This window comes from Cellulomonas pasadenensis, assembly GCF_047229365.1.
In the GTDB taxonomy this organism is placed as follows: domain Bacteria; phylum Actinomycetota; class Actinomycetes; order Actinomycetales; family Cellulomonadaceae; genus Cellulomonas.
Genome location: NZ_JBFTEP010000036.1, coordinates 1 through 19084, shown reverse-complemented (window position 1 = coordinate 19084; position 19084 = coordinate 1). Strand labels below are relative to the sequence as shown.

16 protein-coding genes, 1 tRNA gene and 2 pseudogenes are annotated in these 19084 nt (G+C 76.2%); 13 read left to right on the top strand and 6 right to left on the bottom strand.

Going from position 1 to position 19084, the window contains the following annotated elements:
- Positions 1 to 21: 21 nt before the first annotated feature.
- The 3 genes from AB6N23_RS07340 to dcd form a co-directional block, all read right to left on the bottom strand.
- Entirely contained in the window at positions 22 to 483 is a 462-nt protein-coding gene (locus AB6N23_RS07340) for a hypothetical protein (RefSeq protein WP_412865432.1), read from the bottom strand.
- A gap of 277 nt (positions 484 to 760) precedes the next feature.
- Complete coding sequence (locus AB6N23_RS07335) at positions 761 to 1903, bottom strand: hypothetical protein (RefSeq protein ID WP_412865431.1); 1143 nt, start codon at positions 1901 to 1903, stop codon at positions 761 to 763.
- A gap of 1 nt (position 1904) precedes the next feature.
- Positions 1905 to 2480: a dCTP deaminase gene (gene dcd, locus AB6N23_RS07330; RefSeq protein ID WP_412865430.1), complete on the bottom strand. Its 576-nt coding sequence runs from the start codon at positions 2478 to 2480 to the stop codon at positions 1905 to 1907.
- 413 nt (positions 2481 to 2893) lie between these two features.
- On the opposite strand from dcd, the gene AB6N23_RS07325 reads away from it, so the two are divergent.
- From AB6N23_RS07325 to AB6N23_RS07310, 4 genes are all read left to right on the top strand, one after another.
- Positions 2894 to 5362: a glycoside hydrolase family 94 protein gene (locus tag AB6N23_RS07325; protein ID WP_412865429.1), complete on the top strand. Its 2469-nt coding sequence runs from the start codon at positions 2894 to 2896 to the stop codon at positions 5360 to 5362.
- A 40-nt stretch (positions 5363 to 5402) separates the two neighbouring features.
- The gene (locus AB6N23_RS07320; protein WP_412865428.1) at positions 5403 to 6443 is read left to right on the top strand and encodes an aldose 1-epimerase; all 1041 of its coding nucleotides are present in this window, start codon (positions 5403 to 5405) and stop codon (positions 6441 to 6443) included.
- 86 nt (positions 6444 to 6529) lie between these two features.
- Positions 6530 to 7750 (top strand): GNAT family N-acetyltransferase, encoded by a 1221-nt coding sequence (locus tag AB6N23_RS07315; protein ID WP_412865427.1) that lies wholly within the window; start codon positions 6530 to 6532, stop codon positions 7748 to 7750.
- 166 nt (positions 7751 to 7916) lie between these two features.
- Positions 7917 to 11117, top strand: a complete 3201-nt coding sequence (locus AB6N23_RS07310) for a S8 family serine peptidase (RefSeq protein ID WP_412865426.1) — start codon at positions 7917 to 7919, stop codon at positions 11115 to 11117.
- 59 nt (positions 11118 to 11176) lie between these two features.
- Here AB6N23_RS07310 and AB6N23_RS07305 read toward each other — a convergent pair whose 3' ends face one another.
- Positions 11177 to 11776: a GNAT family N-acetyltransferase gene (locus AB6N23_RS07305; protein WP_412865425.1), complete on the bottom strand. Its 600-nt coding sequence runs from the start codon at positions 11774 to 11776 to the stop codon at positions 11177 to 11179.
- An 80-nt stretch (positions 11777 to 11856) separates the two neighbouring features.
- Between AB6N23_RS07305 and AB6N23_RS07300 the strand changes: the two genes are divergently transcribed.
- Positions 11857 to 11927 (top strand) — tRNA-Gly (locus AB6N23_RS07300).
- Positions 11928 to 12056: 129 nt separating this feature from the next.
- Here AB6N23_RS07300 and AB6N23_RS07295 read toward each other — a convergent pair.
- Positions 12057 to 12311 (bottom strand): annotated as a pseudogene (locus AB6N23_RS07295) (DUF6584 family protein); the annotation flags it as partial.
- 28 nt (positions 12312 to 12339) lie between these two features.
- A pseudogene (locus AB6N23_RS07290) lies at positions 12340 to 12522 on the bottom strand (DUF6584 family protein); the annotation flags it as partial.
- 122 nt (positions 12523 to 12644) lie between these two features.
- On the opposite strand from AB6N23_RS07290, the gene AB6N23_RS07285 reads away from it, so the two are divergent.
- The 8 genes from AB6N23_RS07285 (at position 12645) to AB6N23_RS07250 (ending at position 18976) form a co-directional block, all read left to right on the top strand.
- A complete protein-coding gene (locus AB6N23_RS07285) occupies positions 12645 to 13079 on the top strand; it encodes a ChaB family protein (RefSeq protein ID WP_412865424.1) in 435 nt (144 codons plus the stop codon).
- 35 nt (positions 13080 to 13114) lie between these two features.
- Positions 13115 to 13576 (top strand): hypothetical protein, encoded by a 462-nt coding sequence (locus AB6N23_RS07280; protein ID WP_412865423.1) that lies wholly within the window; start codon positions 13115 to 13117, stop codon positions 13574 to 13576.
- A 79-nt stretch (positions 13577 to 13655) separates the two neighbouring features.
- Positions 13656 to 14336, top strand: coding sequence for a TetR/AcrR family transcriptional regulator (locus AB6N23_RS07275; protein WP_412865422.1), 681 nt, complete (start codon positions 13656 to 13658; stop codon positions 14334 to 14336).
- Between the two features lie 13 nt (positions 14337 to 14349).
- On the top strand, positions 14350 to 15237 hold the full coding sequence (locus AB6N23_RS07270) for an ABC transporter ATP-binding protein (RefSeq protein WP_412865421.1): 888 nt from the start codon (positions 14350 to 14352) through the stop codon (positions 15235 to 15237).
- Entirely contained in the window at positions 15234 to 16868 is a 1635-nt protein-coding gene (locus AB6N23_RS07265) for an ABC transporter permease (protein ID WP_412865420.1), read from the top strand. Before AB6N23_RS07270 ends, AB6N23_RS07265 begins: the two co-directional genes overlap by 4 nt.
- An 81-nt stretch (positions 16869 to 16949) precedes the next feature.
- Positions 16950 to 17120, top strand: coding sequence for a hypothetical protein (locus AB6N23_RS07260; RefSeq protein WP_412865419.1), 171 nt, complete (start codon positions 16950 to 16952; stop codon positions 17118 to 17120).
- Positions 17121 to 17403: 283 nt separating this feature from the next.
- The gene (locus AB6N23_RS07255; protein WP_412865418.1) at positions 17404 to 18075 is read left to right on the top strand and encodes a hypothetical protein; all 672 of its coding nucleotides are present in this window, start codon (positions 17404 to 17406) and stop codon (positions 18073 to 18075) included.
- Between the two features lie 313 nt (positions 18076 to 18388).
- A complete protein-coding gene (locus AB6N23_RS07250; RefSeq protein WP_412865417.1) occupies positions 18389 to 18976 on the top strand; it encodes a hypothetical protein in 588 nt (195 codons plus the stop codon).
- Positions 18977 to 19084 lie beyond the last annotated feature (108 nt).

The following is a 19084-nucleotide window of genomic DNA, read 5'->3' as shown; positions in this document are numbered from 1 at the left end:
TGTGGTCGGCTCGGAGGCGCGTCAGCGGGACGTCGCGACGAGCTTGTTGGCGGTGGACAGCACGAGGGCGTCCTCGGCGAACCCGGCGCCGCGGCCGCTGAGGAAGGACGGGCCGTGCTCGGCCGCCCACTCGCGCCACGACGCGCCGCCCACCGCACCGGCGAACGCGCCGGCGGCACCGGCCACGCCTGCGAGCACCACGGCGGGCACCTTGCGCCGCTCGACGAGCGCGAGGGCGATCGCGCCGCCGGCCCCGGACAGCACGCGGCCGACGAGCATCGGCGGGACCAGCCGGCTCGGCAGGCCCGGCAGCTTGTCCGTGACGGTCTCGCCGACCAGCGCGGTCCGCGCGAGCGTGCGCGCGAGAGCCGCGCCGACGCCCCGCCTCCCCTCCGTCGCGGCGAGCACGGGGACCGCGACCCCGACCGCCGCCCGTCCGCCGGCCGCCAGGCCGAGCGCTGCAGATCGCACGAGAGCTCCCATGCGTCGTGTCTACCTGCGCCCGCGCGACCCGGCATCCCGAGCGGGCAGCCACCCGGACACCCGTCCCGCTCCACCACCGCTGTGACCTGCCCCGCCGCCCCTGCCCCACCGACCCTGCCCCGTCGACCCTGCCCCGGCCCGCGACCCGGCCATCGCGCAGCACCACCGCACCGGACCGCTGCACGACGACCGGTTCGACGACGGCCGGAGGCGCTCCGGCGGCCGCGGGGCCGCGGGGCCGCGCGGCCGCGGGGCCGCGGGGCCGCGGGGCCCGGCGTCAGAGGTCCGCCGGGTCCACCAGGAAGTCGGCCTCGTCGGCGATCTCGCCGCCCAGCTCCGCGTGCAGCACGCGCGCGACCGCCGACACGAGCGGCGCGGACCGGCTGCGTGCCACGCGGTGCTCGAGCGTCGGGCGCTCCTGCTCGATCTGCTCGATCTCGCGCGGCTCCCAGCGCACGCGGTACGCGACGACGCCGTCGGCGACCCACGGGAGGCCCTCGAGCAGCGGCGGCAGCTGCTCGTGCGCGGACACCTCGACCGCGAGCATGCCGTCGACGCCCAGGTCGACGAGCACGCCGAACGCCTCGGCGGCGGGCGGCGCGGCGAGCATGAGCTCGTCGTAGGCGTCGGCCTCGGCCATGAGGCGGTGCCGCTCCTCCTCGTCGGCGACGCCGTGGCGCTCGAGCGCCGCGCGCAGGCCGGAGCCGCCGCGCTCCGGCGAGCCGCCGACGGCGCCCTGGGACCCGCGCCCGGTCCGTGACGCCGGCCCCGCCCACGAGCCCGGGGTCGCGACGGACAGGTACGCGCGCGGCTGCACGCGCTGCACGAGCGCGAGGACGTCGTCGGGCTCGAGCCACCGGGCGGTGAGGACGGTGAGGTCGGTCGACGCGTCGGGGTCGGGCGTGAGGACGGCGCCGGTCTGCGTGCGCACCGCGCCGCCGAGCCGCCGCGCGGCCGCGACCAGCCACTGCAGCACCCGCTCCTCCTCGCGCACGGGCAGCCCGTCGGGGAACGCGCGCTTGAGCCCGTCGCGGTCGCCGCCGGGCCAGGGACGCTCGCCGCGCTCGCGCGGGGCGGTGAGCACCCAGACGGTGCTGGTGGAGCCGGGCAGCCCGAGCGCCACGGCGTCCTCGACCCGCACCGCGTACGGCCCGGCGAGCGACGACAGGCGTGCGAGCCGCAGGGCGCGCGGCCCCGTGGCCCGGTCGGCGACCGCCCGGATGCCCAGCGCGGCGGTCACCGCCGGCAGCACGCCGGTGCGCGCGGGCGCCTCCGGCACGGCGTCCTCCCACCGCACGTTGCGGAACCGGCTGGACGCGAGCACCTCGACCTCGTCGGGCTCGACGCCGTCGGGGAGGGCGAGGAGGTGCTTGTCGGCCAGCGCGGGGTCGCGCACCGGCAGCGGGGGAAGGCCGGCCACGTCAGACCTCCGTCCGGTGGAACCCCTGCCACGACCGCGACGCCGTAGGCCCGCGCTGCCCCTGGTACCGCGACCCGTACGTGGACGAGCCGTACGGCTGCTCGGCGGCCGACGACAGCCGGAAGAAGCACAGCTGGCCGATCTTCATGCCGGGCCACAGCAGGATCGGCAGCGTCGCGACGTTGGACAGCTCGAGCGTCACGTGGCCGGAGAAGCCGGGGTCGATGAACCCGGCGGTGGAGTGCGTGAGCAGCCCGAGGCGGCCGAGGGACGACTTGCCCTCGAGCCGCGCCGCGACGTCGTCCGGCAGTGTGACCTGCTCGAACGTCGACCCCAGCACGAACTCGCCGGGGTGCAGCACGAACGGCTCGCCGGGGGCCGCCTCGACGAGCCGCGTGAGGTCGGGCTGCTCCGCGGCCGGGTCGATGACGGGGTACTTGTGGTTGTCGAACAGCCGGAAGTACCGGTCGAGCCGCACGTCGATGCTGGACGGCTGGATCATCGCGGGCTCGTAGGGGTCGAGGGCCACGCGGCCCTGCTCGAGCTCGGCACGGATGTCGCGGTCGGAGAGCAGCACGCGCCCACGGTAGTGGTCCGGCGGGTGCCCGGATCGTCCGTCCGCGCCCGCGGCCGCGTGCGGGACGGCCGCACCCGCGGGAGGGTGGCCAGCAAGCGCTTCGACCACGTCGGGTTCCGTCACCCGTCCGGACGACGCGCCGACGCGGCAACGCCGCCGCGCCGGCATCACCGGTGAAAGGTGCCGACCCGTTCCGGGCCGGGCCACCGGCGGCTATGCTGTCGGGCAGCAGGCGTGGGAGCGCTCTCGCACCGCACGGTCCACGACCCGTGCGGGACCGCGGGCGGGACCACTCCGCACAGCACCACAGACCACGACCAGGTACCCGAGCAGGGCCGCTGACCTGGGCGCGCACCGCCCGGTGCCGCCCCGCGTCCGCGGTCACGTGCGACGGAGCACGCGAGAGGCATGCCATGCGGTTCGGCCACTTCGACGACGAGGCCCGCGAGTACGTCATCACGACGCCCCACACCCCGTACCCCTGGATCAACTACCTGGGGTCGGAGCGCTTCTTCTCGCTCCTGTCGCACCAGGCCGGCGGGTACTCCTTCTACCGCGACGCCAAGATGCGGCGCCTCACGCGGTACCGCTACAACAACATCCCCGCCGACGCGGGCGGCCGCTACCTCTACGTGCACGACCAGGGCGACGTGTGGACCCCGTCGTGGCTGCCGGTGAAGGCGGAGCTCGACCACTTCGAGACGCGGCACGGCCTCGGCTACTCCCGGATCACCGGTGAGCGCGGCGGCCTGCGCGTCTCGACGCTGTTCTTCGTCCCGCTCGGCGAGGACGCCGAGGTGCAGAAGGTCACCGTCACCAACACGTCCGACGCCGAGAAGACGGTCTCGCTCTTCTCCTTCGTCGAGTTCTGCCTGTGGAACGCGCAGGACGACCAGACGAACTACCAGCGCAACCTCTCCATCGGCGAGGTCGAGGTCGAGCAGGACGGCCCGCACGGGTCCGCGATCTTCCACAAGACCGAGTACCGCGAGCGCCGCGACCACTACGCCGTCTTCGGCGTCAACACGCGCGCGGACGGCTTCGACACCGACCGCGACACGTTCGTCGGCGCGTACAACGGCCTCGGCGAGGCCGCGGTGCCGCGCGCCGGCGAGTCCGGCAACTCCGTCGCGTCGGGCTGGTACCCGATCGGCTCGCACTCGGTGAAGGTCACGCTGGCGCCGGGCGAGTCCCGCGACCTCGTCTACGTGCTCGGCTACCTCGAGAACCCGCAGGACGCCAAGTGGGCGGACGACGCCCACCAGGTCGTCAACAAGGAGAAGGCGCACGCGCTGCTGGGCCGCTTCGCGACCGCCGAGCAGGCCGACGCCGCGTTCGAGGCGCTGCGCACGTACTGGACGGACCTGCTGTCGACGTACTCGGTCCGCTCGGACGACGAGAAGCTCGACCGGATGGTCAACATCTGGAACCAGTACCAGTGCATGGTCACGTTCAACATGTCGCGCTCGGCGTCGTTCTTCGAGACCGGCATCGGCCGCGGCATGGGCTTCCGCGACTCCAACCAGGACCTGCTGGGCTTCGTGCACCTGGTCCCGGAGCGTGCGCGCGAGCGGATCATCGACATCGCGTCGACGCAGTTCGCCGACGGCTCCGCGTACCACCAGTACCAGCCGCTGACGAAGCGCGGGAACAACGACATCGGCTCCGGCTTCAACGACGACCCGCTGTGGCTGATCGCCGGCACCGCGGCGTACGTCAAGGAGACGGGCGACTGGTCGATCCTCGACGAGCCCGTGCCGTTCGACAACGAGCCGGGCTCCGAGGTCCCGCTGTTCGAGCACCTCACGCGCTCGTTCGAGTTCACGGTGCAGCACCGCGGCCCGCACGGCCTGCCGCTCATCGGCCGCGCCGACTGGAACGACTGCCTCAACCTCAACTGCTTCTCCACCGAGCCGGGCGAGTCGTTCCAGACCACGGAGAACAAGGGCGGCGGGGCGGCGGAGTCCGTCTTCATCGCCGCGCAGTTCGTGCTCTACGGCGCCGAGTACGCGGACCTGGCCGAGCGGCGGGGACTCGGCGAGGTCGCGTCGCAGGCGCGCAAGGTCGTCGACGAGGTGCGCCAGGCGGTGCTCGACCACGGCTGGGACGGCCGCTGGTTCCTGCGCGCCTACGACTACTTCGGCAACCCGATCGGCACGGACGCGAAGCCCGAGGGCAAGATCTGGATCGAGCCGCAGGGCTTCGCCGTGATGGCGGGCATCGGCGTCGGCGAGGGTCCGGACGACACCGAGGCGCCCGCCGTCCAGGCCCTCGACTCGGTCGGCGAGATGCTCGGCACGCCGCACGGGCTGGTGCTGCAGTACCCGGCCTACACGACGTACCAGATCGAGCTGGGCGAGGTCTCCACCTACCCGCCGGGGTACAAGGAGAACGGCGGCATCTTCTGCCACAACAACCCCTGGGTGATCATCGCCGAGACGGTCCTGGGCCGCGGCGACCGCGCGTTCGACTACTACAAGCGGATCACCCCGGCGTACCGCGAGGAGATCAGCGACGTGCACCGGCTCGAGCCGTACGTGTACGCGCAGATGATCGCCGGCAAGCAGGCGCCGCGCGCCGGCGAGGCCAAGAACTCGTGGCTGACCGGCACGGCGGCGTGGAACTTCGTCGCGGTGTCGCAGCACCTGCTCGGCGTCCGTCCCGGGTACGACGGCCTCGTCGTCGACCCGCAGATCGGGCCCGACGTCCCGTCGTTCACGGTCACGCGCGTCGCCCGCGGGGCGACGTACGAGATCGCGGTGACGAACTCCGGTGCGCGCGGCTCGCGCGGCCGGCTCGTGGTCGACGGCACGCCGGTCGAGGGCAACCTCGTGCCGTACGCGCCCGCCGGCAGCACCGTCCGCGTCGACGTCACGCTCTGACGCGCTCCGCACCGCACGTCACGTCGCCGGGGGCCACGCCATGACGCTCATCGAGTCGATCGACGCGCTCGACGCGCCGCCGCTCCGCCCGCCGCTGCGGGCGGGCGGCGGCGTGCCGCACCCGCTCGCACCGCCGGACCCGCGGGTCCTCACCGTGCGCAGCGACGCGTGGGAGCTCGACGTGCTCCCGGCGACGGGTGCGTGCCTCGCGGCCGGGCGCATCCGGACGGCGGACGGGGTCTGGCGCGACCTGCTCCGGCCGACCAGGCGGGTGCACCTCGGCGACCCCGAGAAGACCGCGAGCTTCCCGATGGTGCCGTGGTCGAACCGCATCCGTGCGGGCGTGCTGCCGTTCCGCGGCCGCACGTGGCAGCTGCAGCGCAACGCGGCGGACGGCACCGCCATCCACGGCGCCGCGCGGCACGCCGTGTGGGACGTCGTCGGGCGCACCGACGGTGCGGTGACGCTGCGGCTCGACTCGTCGCCGCTCGTGGGCGTCAACTTCCCGTGGCGGTTCGTCGCGTCGGTGACGTACGCGCTGCACGCGTCGACGCTCACGGTGACGACGACCGTGCGCAACGTCGACGACGAGCCGTTCCCCGCCGGGTTCGGCCACCACCCGTACCTGCGGCGCGCGCTGCTGCCGGTGGGTGCGCCGCCGTCGGAGTACCCGCTGACGCCGGGACCGGTCGTGCACGTGCCCGCCGCGGGCGGCTACCGGCTGTCCGCGGCCATGGCGACGGGCCCGGCGGGGCCGCCGCCGGCGCGTGCCGACTACCGCACGCCCCGCCCGCTGGGCACGGCCTTCGTCGACGACGTGCTCACCGGCCTGGAGCCCGGCGCGCCGGTGCGCCTGGACTACGTCGAGGACGGCGTGACCGTCGACGTCGCGATGGACGAGGCGTACCAGCACCTCGTGCTGTACGCGCCCCGGCGGCGCTGCTACTTCGCGGTCGAGCCCGCCACCAACGTCAACGACGGCTTCACGCTGCACGCCCGGGGTGTGCCCGGCACGGGCGTGTTCGAGCTCGAGCCCGGCGAGGAGCGCACGGGCACGTTCACGATCACCGCCCACGTCTGACGACGGGGACGTCCGGCGACGGGCGGGTCCGACGACGGGCGGGAAAAGAGCTCGTCCGGGCGTCCGGGGCGCGCCACGCTGACGGGATGAGCACCACCGCACGCCCCGGCACCGACGCCACCACCGGCCCCGCCGACGCCTCTCGCCCCTGGCGCGTCGTCCCCGCGCCGCCCGTCCCCGACGCCACCGACGCCCCGGACGCGTGGGCGTACGCGGGCATCGCCGAGGTCGGCCGGCGCGTCGAGCTCGACCGCTGGGGCTGGACCGACCTGCACGCGCCGACGGCCGTGCTGCTCGGCACGCTGCGGGCGAACCCGTACCGCGACGTCGCGGTGTGGGTCGCCGTGACGGAGGGCGACGGCACGGGCGACGGCACGGACGGCACCGCCCCGGCCGCGGGCGACGTCGTCGGCTACGCGAGCGCCCTGCTGCCGCTGACGGCCAACACGCACACGGCCCAGCTCGAGGTCGCCGTCCACCCCGACCACCGCGGGCGCGGCGTCGGGACCGCGCTGCTCGCCGCGGCCGAGGACCACGTGCGCGCCGCCGGCCGGACCACCACCCTCACGTGGTCGGGCGTGCGCCCCGAGCCGGAGCCCGGCCCGGGCGCCCTCACCGCGCCGACGGGCACCGGACGCGTCCCGGCGGACGCGCCCGCGGTCCGGTTCGCGCTCGCCCGCGGCTACGCGCTCGAGCAGGTCGAGCGCTACTCGGTGCTCGAGCTGCAGGACGACCCGGCACCCGGCACGGCCGGCGACCTGCCCACCGCGGACGACCGCGCGGCCCTGCTCGCGGCCGCGCGCGCCCACGCGGGCGCCGACTACCGCACCCACACGTGGCGCGACGAGCTGCCCGAGGACCGCCTCGACGACCTCGCCGAGCTGTGGACGCGCATGAGCACGGACGTGCCGCTCGGCGGGCTGGCGCTCGAGGAGGACCGATGGGACGCGGACCGCGTCCGCACGCTCCTCGACCGGATGGCGCAGCGGCGGCAGCACGTGCTGCTCACGGCGGCGGAGCACGTGCCCACCGGCCGGCTCGCGGCGTTCACGTGGCTGCAGGTGCCGATCCCGGAGGTCCCGTTCGCGTTCCAGGAGGACACGCTGGTGCTGCGCGAGCACCGCGGCCACCGCCTGGGGATGCTCGTCAAGGGCGTCAACCTCGAGGCGTTCACGGCGTGGCGGCCGGCGGCGCGACGCATCCACACGTGGAACGCGCAGGAGAACGACCACATGCTCGCCATCAACGTCGCGCTGGGGTTCCGGCAGGCGGGCGTGGAGGCGGCCTGGCAGCGCACGGGGCTCTGACGCGGGCCGGTCCTGACCGGGGGCCGGACCACCCGCGCTGTCACCCGGACGGGTGGCGTCGGGGGTCACGCCGGGCGCTAGCGTGACCGGCATCGTCCGGTCCTCGGGGCGCCGGGCTCGTCGCGTGCGCAGGGACCGGGTCCGCCCCGACCTCGAGGACCCCCTCATGCACGTGCGCCGTCTCAGCGCCCTCACCACCGCGGTCGCGCTCGTCGCGACCGCCCTCGCGGCCGGCCCGTCGGCCGCCGCACCGGACCCGACCCCGCAGCCCGCACCGGAGCGCCGCACCGTCACCGCGGAGCCCGCCGCCCCGGTGGGCGACCGCGGCGACCTCGAGGAGCTCGCCCCGCCGGCCCCCGAGGCGCCGCGGGCCGCCGACCAGGTGCTCGTGCGGTTCGCCGAGCGCGCGTCGGACGGCGAGCGGCGCTCGGCGCTCGGCGCCGCCGGTGTGGCGGGCGGTGCGGACGGCCAGGTGCCCGGCACCGACTTCGTCGCCGTCCCGACGGGCGACGAGGACCCCGAGGCCGTGGCCGCCGAGCTGGCCGACGACCCCCGCGTCGCCGAGGTCCAGGTGGACCACGTGCGGCGCACGGCCGGCTGGACCAACGACCCGCTGATCGGGCGCGCCGCGCCGTACCTGGACCTCGTGCGGCTGCCCCGCGCGTGGGAGACGGGCACGGGCGCGGGCGTCGTCGTGGCGGTCGTGGACACGGGCGTCAGCGACCACGAGGACCTGGCCGGCGTCCTGCTGCCGGGCATCGACCTGGTGGAGGGCGACACCGACGTCTTCGACATGAACGGGCACGGCACGCTGGTCGCGGGCGCGGTCGCGGCGCAGGGCGGCAACCGGCTCGGCGCCGTCGGCGCGGCGCACGACGCGTCGGTGCTGCCGGTCCGCGTGCTCGACACCTTCGGCGAGGGGTACGACTCCGACATCGCCGAGGGCATCACCTGGGCCGCGCAGAACGGCGCGGACGTGATCAACCTGTCGCTCGGCGGCTCGGACCCGTCGCCCGTCCTGCTGGCGGCGATCCGGTCGGCCGTCGCGGCCGGCGCCGTCGTCGTCGCCGCGTCCGGCAACGAGAGCATCGAGGCCCCGGGCTACCCGGCCGCGTACGCGCCGGAGGTCGACGGCCTCGTGGCCGTGACGGCGACCGACGACGCCGGTGCCGTCACGTCCTTCAGCACCACGGGCGACTGGGTCTCGCTCGCTGCCCCGGGCGTGCAGATCGTCGGTCCCTGGTCGGGCGGCGGGTACACGGCGGACACCGGCACGTCGTTCGCCGCCCCGCTGGTCTCGGGCGCCGCCGCGCTGGTCCGCGGGCACGAGCCCAGGCTCACTCCGGCGGAGGTCGAGCAGCGGCTCGTCTCCACCGCGCGGGACGCCGGGCCCAAGGGCGTCGACCCGTACTACGGCGCGGGCGTCCTCGACGCGGCGGCGGCCGTGACCGCGGGTGACGCCCGGCGGGCCGCGGTCGCCGTCCCGCTCGACCGCGCCCCCGCCGAGCCGGCCGGCGCCACGAACGACTCCGTCGACACGGCCACGGCACTCGGCCCCGACGCGGCCACCCTCCAGCCCCGCGGCGCGCTCACGCCCGAGGGCGACGTCGACTGGTTCCGGGTGGACGCGCGACGCGGCTGGTACGAGATCCGCGTCGACGTCGCCGGCGGGACGGACCCGCACGTGGAGGTGCGCGACGGCGCGGGCCGCGTCCTGGGCCTGATCGACGGCGTCGGCTACGAGGTCACGGCACGCGTCCGCGTGCCCGTCGCGGCGGCCGGCCCGCTGCTCGTGGGCGTCCGGCAGCGCAACGGCGCGGCGACCTCCGACCCGTACCGCCTGCGCGTCGCCCAGGTCAGCGACCCCGCGTCGCCCGACACCGCGCCGACGGGGACGGGCTGGCTGCGGGGCGTCGACGGCGTCCCGCACGCGTCCGGCGGCCGCGCGGACGGGCAGGCCCGGCGCGTCACGTTCGAGCGGCCGCTGGACCCGGCGTCGATCGGCCCGGACACCGTGCGGCTCGCCGACGCGCTGACCGGCGCGCCCGTCGCGGCGACGCCGACGTACGAGACCACCGGCGGCCGCGTCGGCGTCCTCACCGTGACGCCCGCGCAGGAGCTCGCGCCCGGCGGGCACTACCGGCTCGACGTGACGGGCGTCCGGGACGCCGCGGGCGCGACGCTGCCGACGCCGGTGCGCACGTGGTTCACCGTGGGCGCCGGCGGCGACCGGTTCACGCCGATCGATCCCGTGCGCGTCCTCGACACGCGTGTCCCCGACGACTCCGGGTGGGCGGCACCCCTCGCGCCCGACGAGCGGCTCATGCTGAGCCTTGCCGGCGGCGTCCCCGCCGACGCGACCGCGGTGGTGCTGTCCCTCACGGCGACCCGGGCGAACGGCCACGGCAACGTGCGCGTCTTCCCGGCGACGAACGGGTTCGAGACGCCCGTCCCGCTGGTGTCGAACCTCAACGTCGTCCGCGGCGTCGACCAGCCGAACCTCGCCACGGTGCAGCTCGGGCAGGACCAGTCGATCCTCCTGATGACCGAGGGCATGACGACCGACGTCATCGTCGACGTCTACGGCTGGTACACACCCGGCGGCGCGACCGGGTACGAGCCGGTGACACCGACGCGCGTGCTCGACACCCGCGACGGCACGGGCGTGCGCAAGGGCGCCGTCACGGGCGGTCGCTGGGTCGACCTGCAGGTCGCCGGACGCGCCGGCGTCCCGGCGGACGCGACGGCCGTCGTGCTCAACGTCGTCGGCACGCAGGTCACCGGGCGCACGTTCGTCAGCGCGTACCCGCGGCCGGACTTCGGCCCCGACGGGCCCACCACGTCGAGCCTGAACCTGTACCCGGGTCGCGACCAGGCCAACCTCGTCACGGTGAAGGTCGGCGAGGGCGGCCAGGTGCGGTTCTGGGTCGACCAGGCGTCGACGCACCTCGTCGCGGACCTCGCCGGGTACTACACGGCCACCGGGTCGGCCGGGTTCGTGCCCGTGGCGCCGCAGCGCGTCGCGGACTCGCGCTCGGGTCTCGGGTTCCCCGGGCGCCTGCAGGCCGGTCGCAGCGTCGACCTGCGGCTCGCCGGGTCGGGCCTGCCCGTGCCGGCGAGCGCCCGCGCGGCGGTCGTCAACGTCACGGGCGTCGGCGCCGCGGACCTCACGCACATCCGTGCGTTCCCGACGACCGTGCCGGCGACCCTGCCCGAGGTCTCGTCCATCAACCTCGTGCGCGGCCGCGACGAGGCCAACCTCGCCGTGCTGCCGGTCGGCGACGGCGGGCGGACGACGTTCTACAGCCACACGGCCGCGACCGACCTGGTCGTGGACGTCTCGGGGTACTTCCGCACGTACCGGTGACGCCCGGGCGGGGTGGGTGGCGTGCCCGCCGCTCACCCCGCCCGACGTCGTCCCGCCGCTCAGCCGAGCGGGAGCACCATCCGGTGCCCCCAGTCGTACGACTCGTGGACGCGCAGGCCGATCCGCTCGTAGAACGCGATCGCGCCCGTGTTCTGCGCCGACACGCCCAGGTGCAGGCCGGGCACGCCGCGGGCGCGCAGCGCGTCGGCGAGCGTCCCGACCAGCCGTCGTCCCCAGCCCTGCCCCTGCAGGTGCGGCAGCAGGTCGATGTGCAGGTGCGCGGGGAACCCCGCGGGGACGTCGATGCGCGGGTGGTCGTGCACGACGTCCACGAGCACGTGGTCGCGCGTGCCGTCGCCCGGGTCGGCGCGGCGCGGGTACCGCTCGCGCAGGACGGGCCACCAGCGGGCCTCGAGCCAGTCGTCGAACGCGGGGGTGTCGGCCGTCGCGACGACGTACCCGCCGACGCCGCCCTCGTCGACGACCACCCACGTCAGCCCCGGGTCGGCGACGGGGTACGGGCCGGCGTACACGTGGCCCAGCAGCTCCGGGTCCCGGTACAGGCTCGCGGCGTCGCGGCCGGCGTCGCCGGTGGCGAGGCAGACGCGGTACAGCCCGGGCTGGTCGGACGGGTGGTACGGGCGCAGGACGGCGGGCACGGGGCGAGCCTGCCACGAGCGTCGCGACCGGCGCCGTGGATTGGGTAGGATCGTCGCGCACGTCCCCTCGGGGCCGTCGTGCGGGTGTAGTTCAATGGTAGAACATCAGCTTCCCAAGCTGATAGCGCGGGTTCGATTCCCGTCACCCGCTCCCAGGGCCAGGTCCGGACGTCGTCCGCACCTGGCCTTTGTGCGTCGGGCCGTCGTGCGTCGGGCCGTCGTGCGTCGGGCCGTCGTACGTAAGTGCCGTCGTCCGTCGAGGGCGTCGACGGCCTCGACGTCAGAACCGGTCGACCAGCCAGCCGACCGTCGCGATCCCGCCGACCACGGCCAGCGCCAGCACCAGGACGACGCCCGCGCACCCGAGGACGAACGGCCACATCGCGTCGTCGCGGACCGGCTGCTCCCACGTGACCCGGCGCCCGGCGACGTCCCGCGCCGCCGTGCGCACCGCACGCAGCCGCTCCCGGGCCACCTCGGTCGGCGCGTCCTCCTCCGAGCCGGTCCACCGCAGGGCGCGCATCATCTCGACCGGGTCGTGCCGGCAGCAGCGCGAACGCCGCGGTCTCGCCCGGGTCGGCGTCGTCCGACAGGTAGTCCCACCGGCCCGCCTGCGAGGCGTTGCCCTCGGCGCGGTACGCCGCCGCCAGCTCGGTGCGCAGGTCGAGGCGCCGCGGGTCGGCGCGCACCTGCTCCCGCAGCCGGCGCCGGCGGTCACGGAGGGCGTCCGCGTCGGTGGCCGGCACGTCGCCGGGCGTCGAGGTCACGCGCGCACCCTACGGCGGCGCACGTGCGCGGCGTCGGCGTGCGACGCGACCCGCCCGGCGCGACGATCGTCGGGACCGTGCGACCCGACAGGAGGCCACCGATGCCGAAGACGACGCGCAAGGGCGACGCGAAGCAGAGCGAGATCCCGTCGACGCTGCGGCGCTCCGACGAGAAGGCGCAGCGGACGTTCGCGAAGACGTACGACTCGGCGGTGGAGACGTACGACGGCGACGAGCAGCGGGCCGCGCGGACGGCGTTCGCGGCGGTGAAGCACACGCACGAGAAGGTCGGCGACCACTGGGAGCCGAAGGAGAAGAACGGGCCGTCGGACGCGCGCGCCGAGGGCGGCGGGCCCGACGGCGACGCACCCACCGCGGGCGGCGTCGACGCGAACGCCAGCAAGAAGCACCTGTACGAGGTGGCCTCCGAGCTCGACGTCAGCGGCCGGTCCCGCATGACCAAGGACGAGCTGGTCGAGGCGATCGGCAAGGAGAACGACCGCCGGACCCGCAGGGCGCGGGAGTCGGACGGCTGATGGCGTCCGGGTCGGGGCGCGGGGGTCCGGCGCCGGTGACGGCCCGCGCGTCGGGCGCGCTGGGGCGCGGCATGCGCAGCACCGTGGGCCGCGAGAGCACCACGTTCGGCTTCTCCATCCTCGTGACCGCGGCGTTCGGGCTGCTCCAGACGACCGAGGGCCCGCCGGACGTGGCGCGGGTGTTCTGGTTCGCGACCGGTGCGGTGATGTCGTTCACGGTGCTCGAGGCAGTGCTGTCCCGTGGGTTCCGTCGGCCGATGCCGCAGCACGACACGCGCGTCACGGCGATCGGCACGAGCCTGAACCTGCTGTCGGTCCTCGGCGGGCTCGCGGTCGCGTGGGGGCTCGCGGAGTGGATCACGCACGCGTCGGTGTGGGCGGTGGCACCGTTCGTCGGCGCGTGCGTGTACCTGCTGCTGGAGAGCGCGGAGACCGCCGTCGGCGAGCGGATCGCGGTCCGCTCGGGGGACGAGGACGCAGACGCCGTCGAGCCCTGACGGTCCGCCGCCGGCACCGGCCGGACCTCGCGGGTGCGCCCCTGGCGCCCGGGCTGAACACTCGGTTAGTCTACTGACCATGCGGTCAGCCTTCCCGTCCGACGACCTCACCGCCCGCGCGCGCATCCGCGACGCCGCGATCGCGCGCTTCGGCCGGGACGGGTTCGGGGTGAGCCTGCGGACCATCGCGCAGGACGCCGGCGTCAGCGCGCCCCTCGTCCTGCACCACTTCGGCTCCAAGGACCGGCTGCGCGCGGAGTGCGACGCGCACGTGCTCGCGACGGTCGCCGCGCACAAGGAGGACGCCGTCGGCCCGTCGGGGCCCGACCACCTGCTCGTCGAGCTCGCGCAGGTCGAGACGTACGCGCCGCTCGTCGCCTACGTCCTGCGCAGCGTCCAGCACGGCGGGGAGCTGGCGCGCACCTTCTACGCGGCGTTCGTCGCGGACGCCGAGGAGTACCTGCGCGCGGGCGTCGCGGCGGGCACCGTCCGCCCGAGCCGCGACGAGGCCGCCCGCGCCCGCCTCCTCACGCAGCAGGCGATCGGCGGCCTGCTCGTCGCGCTCACCCTCGAGCCCGTCGACGACCCCGCGGACCTCGGCCCACGCCTGCGCGCGCACATGGACGCCGTCGCGCTGCCCGCCCTCGAGCTCTACACCGACGGCCTCATGACCGAGCGCCGGATGCTCGACGCCTACCTCATGTACGTGACGGACCCGCCGGCGGGCGCACCCTCCCCCGACCCCCGTCCCACCTCCTGAGAGAAGCCCACCCATGCCCGTCGTCGACGTGCGCGACCTGACCAAGTCCTTCGGCCCCGTGCGGGCCCTCGACCACCTCGACCTGACCGTCGAACCCGGCGAGGTGCACGGGTTCCTCGGCCCCAACGGCGCCGGCAAGTCCACCACCCTGCGCGTGCTGCTCGGGCTCGTCCGCGCCGACTCCGGCACGGCGCGCGTGCTGGACGCGGACCCGTGGGCGGACGCCGTCGCGCTGCACCGCCGCACCGCCTACGTGCCCGGCGACGTCACCCTGTGGCCGCAGCTCACCGGCGGCGAGTGCATCGACCTGCTGCTGCGCCTGCACGGCCGGGCCGGCACCCGCCGCCGCGACGAGCTGCTCGAGCGGTTCGCCCTGGACCCGACGCGCAAGGCCCGCACGTACTCGAAAGGCAACCGGCAGAAGGTCGCGCTCGTCGCGGCGCTCGCCGGCGACGCCGAGCTGCTCGTCCTCGACGAGCCCACGTCGGGGCTCGACCCGCTGATGGAGCTCGTCTTCCAGGAGTGCGTCGCCGAGGCGGTCACGGACGGCCGCACCGTGCTCCTCTCGAGCCACGTGCTCGCGGAGGTGGAGCGGCTGTGCGAGCGCGTCACCATCGTCCGCGACGGCCGCACCGTGCTGACGGGGTCGCTCGCGGAGCTGCGCGCGCTGCACCGCACCGCCGTGACGGCCGTCGTCGGGACCCCGGTCGACGACCTGGCTCGTGTCCCGGGCGTGCACGACGTGCGGCGCGAGGGCGAGCGCGTGCACCTGGCCGTCGACGACGACGCCCTGCCGGCGCTGCTCGGCCACCTGGCCGGCGCCGGTGCACGCGGGCTGGTCGCGACGCCGCCGTCCCTCGAGGAGCTGTTCGTGCAGCAGTACGGCGAGGTGGCCCGGTGACCGCGGCGACCCTCGCCCCGCCGGCCACCGCCACGACCGGCGGCCCGTGGGCCGGCACGGGCACGCTGCTGCGGGTCGCGCTGCGGCGCGAGCGGGTGCGCCTCGCCGTGTGGGCCGTCGCGCTCGGCGGGCTCGTCGCGTACTTCGCGGCCGCGCTGCCCGCCGTCTACCCGGACGCCGCCGCGCGCCAGACGCGCGCGGCGATCATGCGCGAGCCCTCCGGCGCCCTGCTGGCCGGGCCCGGGTACGGGCTCGACGACTACACGCTCGGCGCGATGGTCGCGAACGAGCTGCTCGGCATGCTGGCCGTCGCCGCGGCGCTGATGTCGTCGTTCCTCGTGGTGCGGCACACGCGCGCCGAGGAGGAGGCGGGGCGCCTCGACCTCGTGCTCGCGGGCGCCGTCGGCCGGCGTGCACCGCTGACCGCGGCGCTGGCGACGGCGCTCGTCGCGAACGTCGTGGTCGCCGCCGCGCTGCTCGCCGCGCTGCTGTCCGCCGACCTGCCGGTCGGCGGCTCGGCGGCGGTCGCCGCCGGCGTGGGTGCCGTCGGTCTCGTGTTCGCCGCCCTCGCCGCCGTGGCGGCGCAGCTCGCGACGACGGGCCGCGGCGCGAACGGGCTCGCGGGCGCGGCGGTCGGTCTTGCGTTCGTCGTGCGGGGCGTCGGTGACGCGCGGCAGGGCGGGGACAGCGCGCTGTCGTGGGCGTCGCCGATCGGCTGGGCGCAGCAGGCCCGCGCGTACGTGGACCTGCGCTGGTGGCCGCTGGTGCTGTGCCTGCTGCTCGCGGCGGCCCTGGTCGTGGTGGCGTCGGTCCTCGCCCGGCGGCGCGACGTCGGCGCCGGCCTCCTGCCCGAGCGCCGCGGGCGCGCGACCGCGGGCCCGCTGCTCGGCACGCCGCTCAGGCTCGTGGCGCGGCTCGAGCGGACCGCAGTCGTCGCCTGGGCGGTCGGCCTCGCCGTGACGGCCGCGCTGACGGGGTCGCTCGTCCAGGGCGTCGTCGACAGCTTCGCGGACGACCCGGAGCTCGCGGCCGCGTTCGGGGCGACCGGGGACGACGTGCTGCTCGGGATGCTGTCCGCGTTCGTGGGCTTCTTCGCGATGGCGGTCACCGTGTTCGCCGTCGTGACCGTGCTGCGGATGGGACGCGCCGAGGCGCGCGGGCAGACCGCGGCCGTGCTCGCCGCGGCGGTGAGCCGGTCGGCGTGGACGGCCGCGCACCTCACGGTCGCCCTCGCCGGTGCGGCCGTGCTGCTGGTCGTCAGCGGCGCGGCGCTCGGCGCCGGGGCGCTCACCGTCACGGACGACGCCGCGCTCGTCGGCGAGCTGGCGCTCGCCGCGCTCGGGCAGCTGCCGGTCGTCGCCCTCTTCACCGCGCTGGCGGCGCTCGTGCACGCCGTGCGGGCACCGACGTGGGCGGTGTGGCTGCCGCTCGTGGCGTCGATCGTGCTCGGCCTGTACGGCGGCCTGCTCGACGTGCCCGCCGCGCTGCTCGACGTCCTGCCGTTCGCGCTGCTGCCGGCCCTGCCCGCGGAGGGGTTCGCGCCCGGCCCGGTGGCGGCGGTGACCGCGGCGGCCCTGGCGCTGGGGGCGGCGGCGCCGGCCGCGTACCGACGCCGCGACCTGGTGGCCTGAGCGGCGCGGCGGCCGGGCGGACCGACGGCGTGGCAGCGGCTCGCGGACGCCGTCTCCGACGCCGGCGGACGGGCCCGGCTCGTGTGGCTGCGCATCGCCCCGGACGAGCTGGCGCGCCCCCGTCGCGCCCGGGCCGCCGCGCGCGACGCGGCCACGCTCGGCGACCTCGACGCGTACCTCGCCGGGTTCGACCTGGGCGCGCCCGCCGCGCCGCACCTCGAGGTCGACGCGACGCCGACGTCTGACGCCTAGGCGGCGCGCGTCTCACCGCACGGCGTCACGGCCAGCGCCGTAGTCACAGCCCGTACGACTCCGCGTGAGAAGTCGGTGTGAACCCCCACGTCATAAGCGTTTAGGCCCTGACCGCCCTGGCTACGGTCGTCGCCGACGTCGCCCCCACGTCCCGGTCCGCCCGGCGCGGGTGCGCGTCGCCGCGCCGTCGCGGCTCGTGCACCGGCACGCCGCGGCGCTCGCAGCCGACCCCGCCGGGCCCCTCCCGGGGTCGGCCAGCGCCCGCCGACCAGGGAGACACACCGTGACCGCAGACCGCCCCCGCTTCGAGGGAGCGCTCCCACCCTCCGTCCCGGCCGCCGGCCTCGGACTGCGTGGCGCCACCGCCGTCGCACCCGAGCCCGTCCCCCCGCCCGTCCGCGAGCGCGACCGCCGCCCGGTCGCGGGGCGGCTGCGCACGTGGGCGGCGGTCGCGCTCCTCGTCGTGGCCGCCGTCGTCGGGCTGGCCGTGCGCTCGGCCCTGGTGCCCACGGGGAGCAGTGCCGCGGGCTCCGCCGCCGACCGCACCGTGCCCGACGCCCTCCCGGCCGCCCCGACGACGTACGGCATCCCGTTCACCTACGCCGACGGGCTCACGGTCGAGGTCGGCGCGCCCGTGCCGTTCACGCCGTCCCGCACCGCGAGCGGCGGCACGGGCGCCGCCGCCGCGCTCGTCGAGGTCACCGTCACCAACGGCACCGACGCGGCGTACCGCGCGAGCACGGTGGAGGTCACCGCCGCCGTCGACGGCACGCCTGCCGCGCCGGTGTGGGACCCGGACCAGGGCGTCGAGCTCTCCGGGCCCGCGTTCGCGGTGCCGCCGGGCGGGACCGTGCAGTTCCGCGTGGGCTTCGAGGCGGCGGACCCGGAGCGGCTCCGGCTGACGCTCGTGCCGGCGCTCTACGGGTACGCGGCACTCGCCGTCGGCGGCGTGTGACGAAGATCTCCACCACCGCGCGCCGCGCCCGGCATTGTTTCCGGCAGATGTCCGGGCGCGGCGCGCAAGCGCATTGCTGTCCCTTTTCCGGCACTGTGCATCACCCGGTCGCCGCTAGCGCCCACGGCTCCGACCTGGCACGACGCACGCGCGCGCGGCGGCCGGGGCGCCTGGCTGCATCTGAGCGACGGACGCGACGGACGCACCGTCGGAAGGCGCTGCTACATTCCCACCCGACCGGCGGGGGCCGGATGAAGAACGGCCTTTCTCCCCGGACCGCCCGCGTCCCAGCGGCCACGTCCGAGGAGTCCGAGTGACCCAGCACCGCACCGCACGCCCCACCGGCGGCGGGTCCACCGCCCCCGTCGCCCACCGCGCGGCCCGCGCCCGGCGAGGACGCACCGTCGCCGTCGCCACCGCGGTCGCGACCCTGCTGGCGCTCGCGTCGGCGTGCGCGTCGACCGCGTCCGCCGACGAGTCGGGGGCACCCACCGGCACGGCCACCCAGGCCGGGTCGACGGTCAGGTTCGGCAAGCCGTTCGAGTACGCCGACGGCCTGTTCCTCACCGTGAAGGCGCCGCAGGTGTTCGAGCCGTCCGGCGAGGCCGAGGGCGTCGAGGAGGGCGTGCCCGTGCGCGTGCGCGTGCAGGTCACCAACGGCACGAAGGAGCCCTACACGCCGAGCACGCTGTCGGCGACGGCCGAGTCCGGCGGCGTCACCGCGACGCCGGTGTGGGACCCCGCCCGCGAGATCGACACCGCCGGCCCGTACGTCACGCTCGACCCGGGCGGCACGGCGAGCTTCGACCTCGGCTTCGCCGTGGCCGACCCGTCCGACCTGCGGATGGAGCTCCTCCCGGCGCTCGGCGGCTACGACGCGCTGGTCGTCACGACGGACTGACGCCGGGGCGGTCACGACGGACCGCGCCGGCGGTCACTGCCCGCCGTCGCCGCCCGCCGCGCCGTCGCGCCCGCCGCGCCGTCGGCGTCCACCCGGCCGTCGTGCAGC

Coding starts and splice junctions, on each gene's coding strand:
- AB6N23_RS07340 (WP_412865432.1), bottom strand. CDS start 483: ATGGGAGCTCTCGTGCGATCTGCAGCGCTCGGCCTGGCGGCCGGCGGA.
- AB6N23_RS07325 (WP_412865429.1), top strand. CDS start 2,894: ATGCGGTTCGGCCACTTCGACGACGAGGCCCGCGAGTACGTCATCACG.
- AB6N23_RS07320 (WP_412865428.1), top strand. CDS start 5,403: ATGACGCTCATCGAGTCGATCGACGCGCTCGACGCGCCGCCGCTCCGC.
- AB6N23_RS07315 (WP_412865427.1), top strand. CDS start 6,530: ATGAGCACCACCGCACGCCCCGGCACCGACGCCACCACCGGCCCCGCC.
- AB6N23_RS07310 (WP_412865426.1), top strand. CDS start 7,917: ATGCACGTGCGCCGTCTCAGCGCCCTCACCACCGCGGTCGCGCTCGTC.
- AB6N23_RS07285 (WP_412865424.1), top strand. CDS start 12,645: ATGCCGAAGACGACGCGCAAGGGCGACGCGAAGCAGAGCGAGATCCCG.
- AB6N23_RS07275 (WP_412865422.1), top strand. CDS start 13,656: ATGCGGTCAGCCTTCCCGTCCGACGACCTCACCGCCCGCGCGCGCATC.
- AB6N23_RS07270 (WP_412865421.1), top strand. CDS start 14,350: ATGCCCGTCGTCGACGTGCGCGACCTGACCAAGTCCTTCGGCCCCGTG.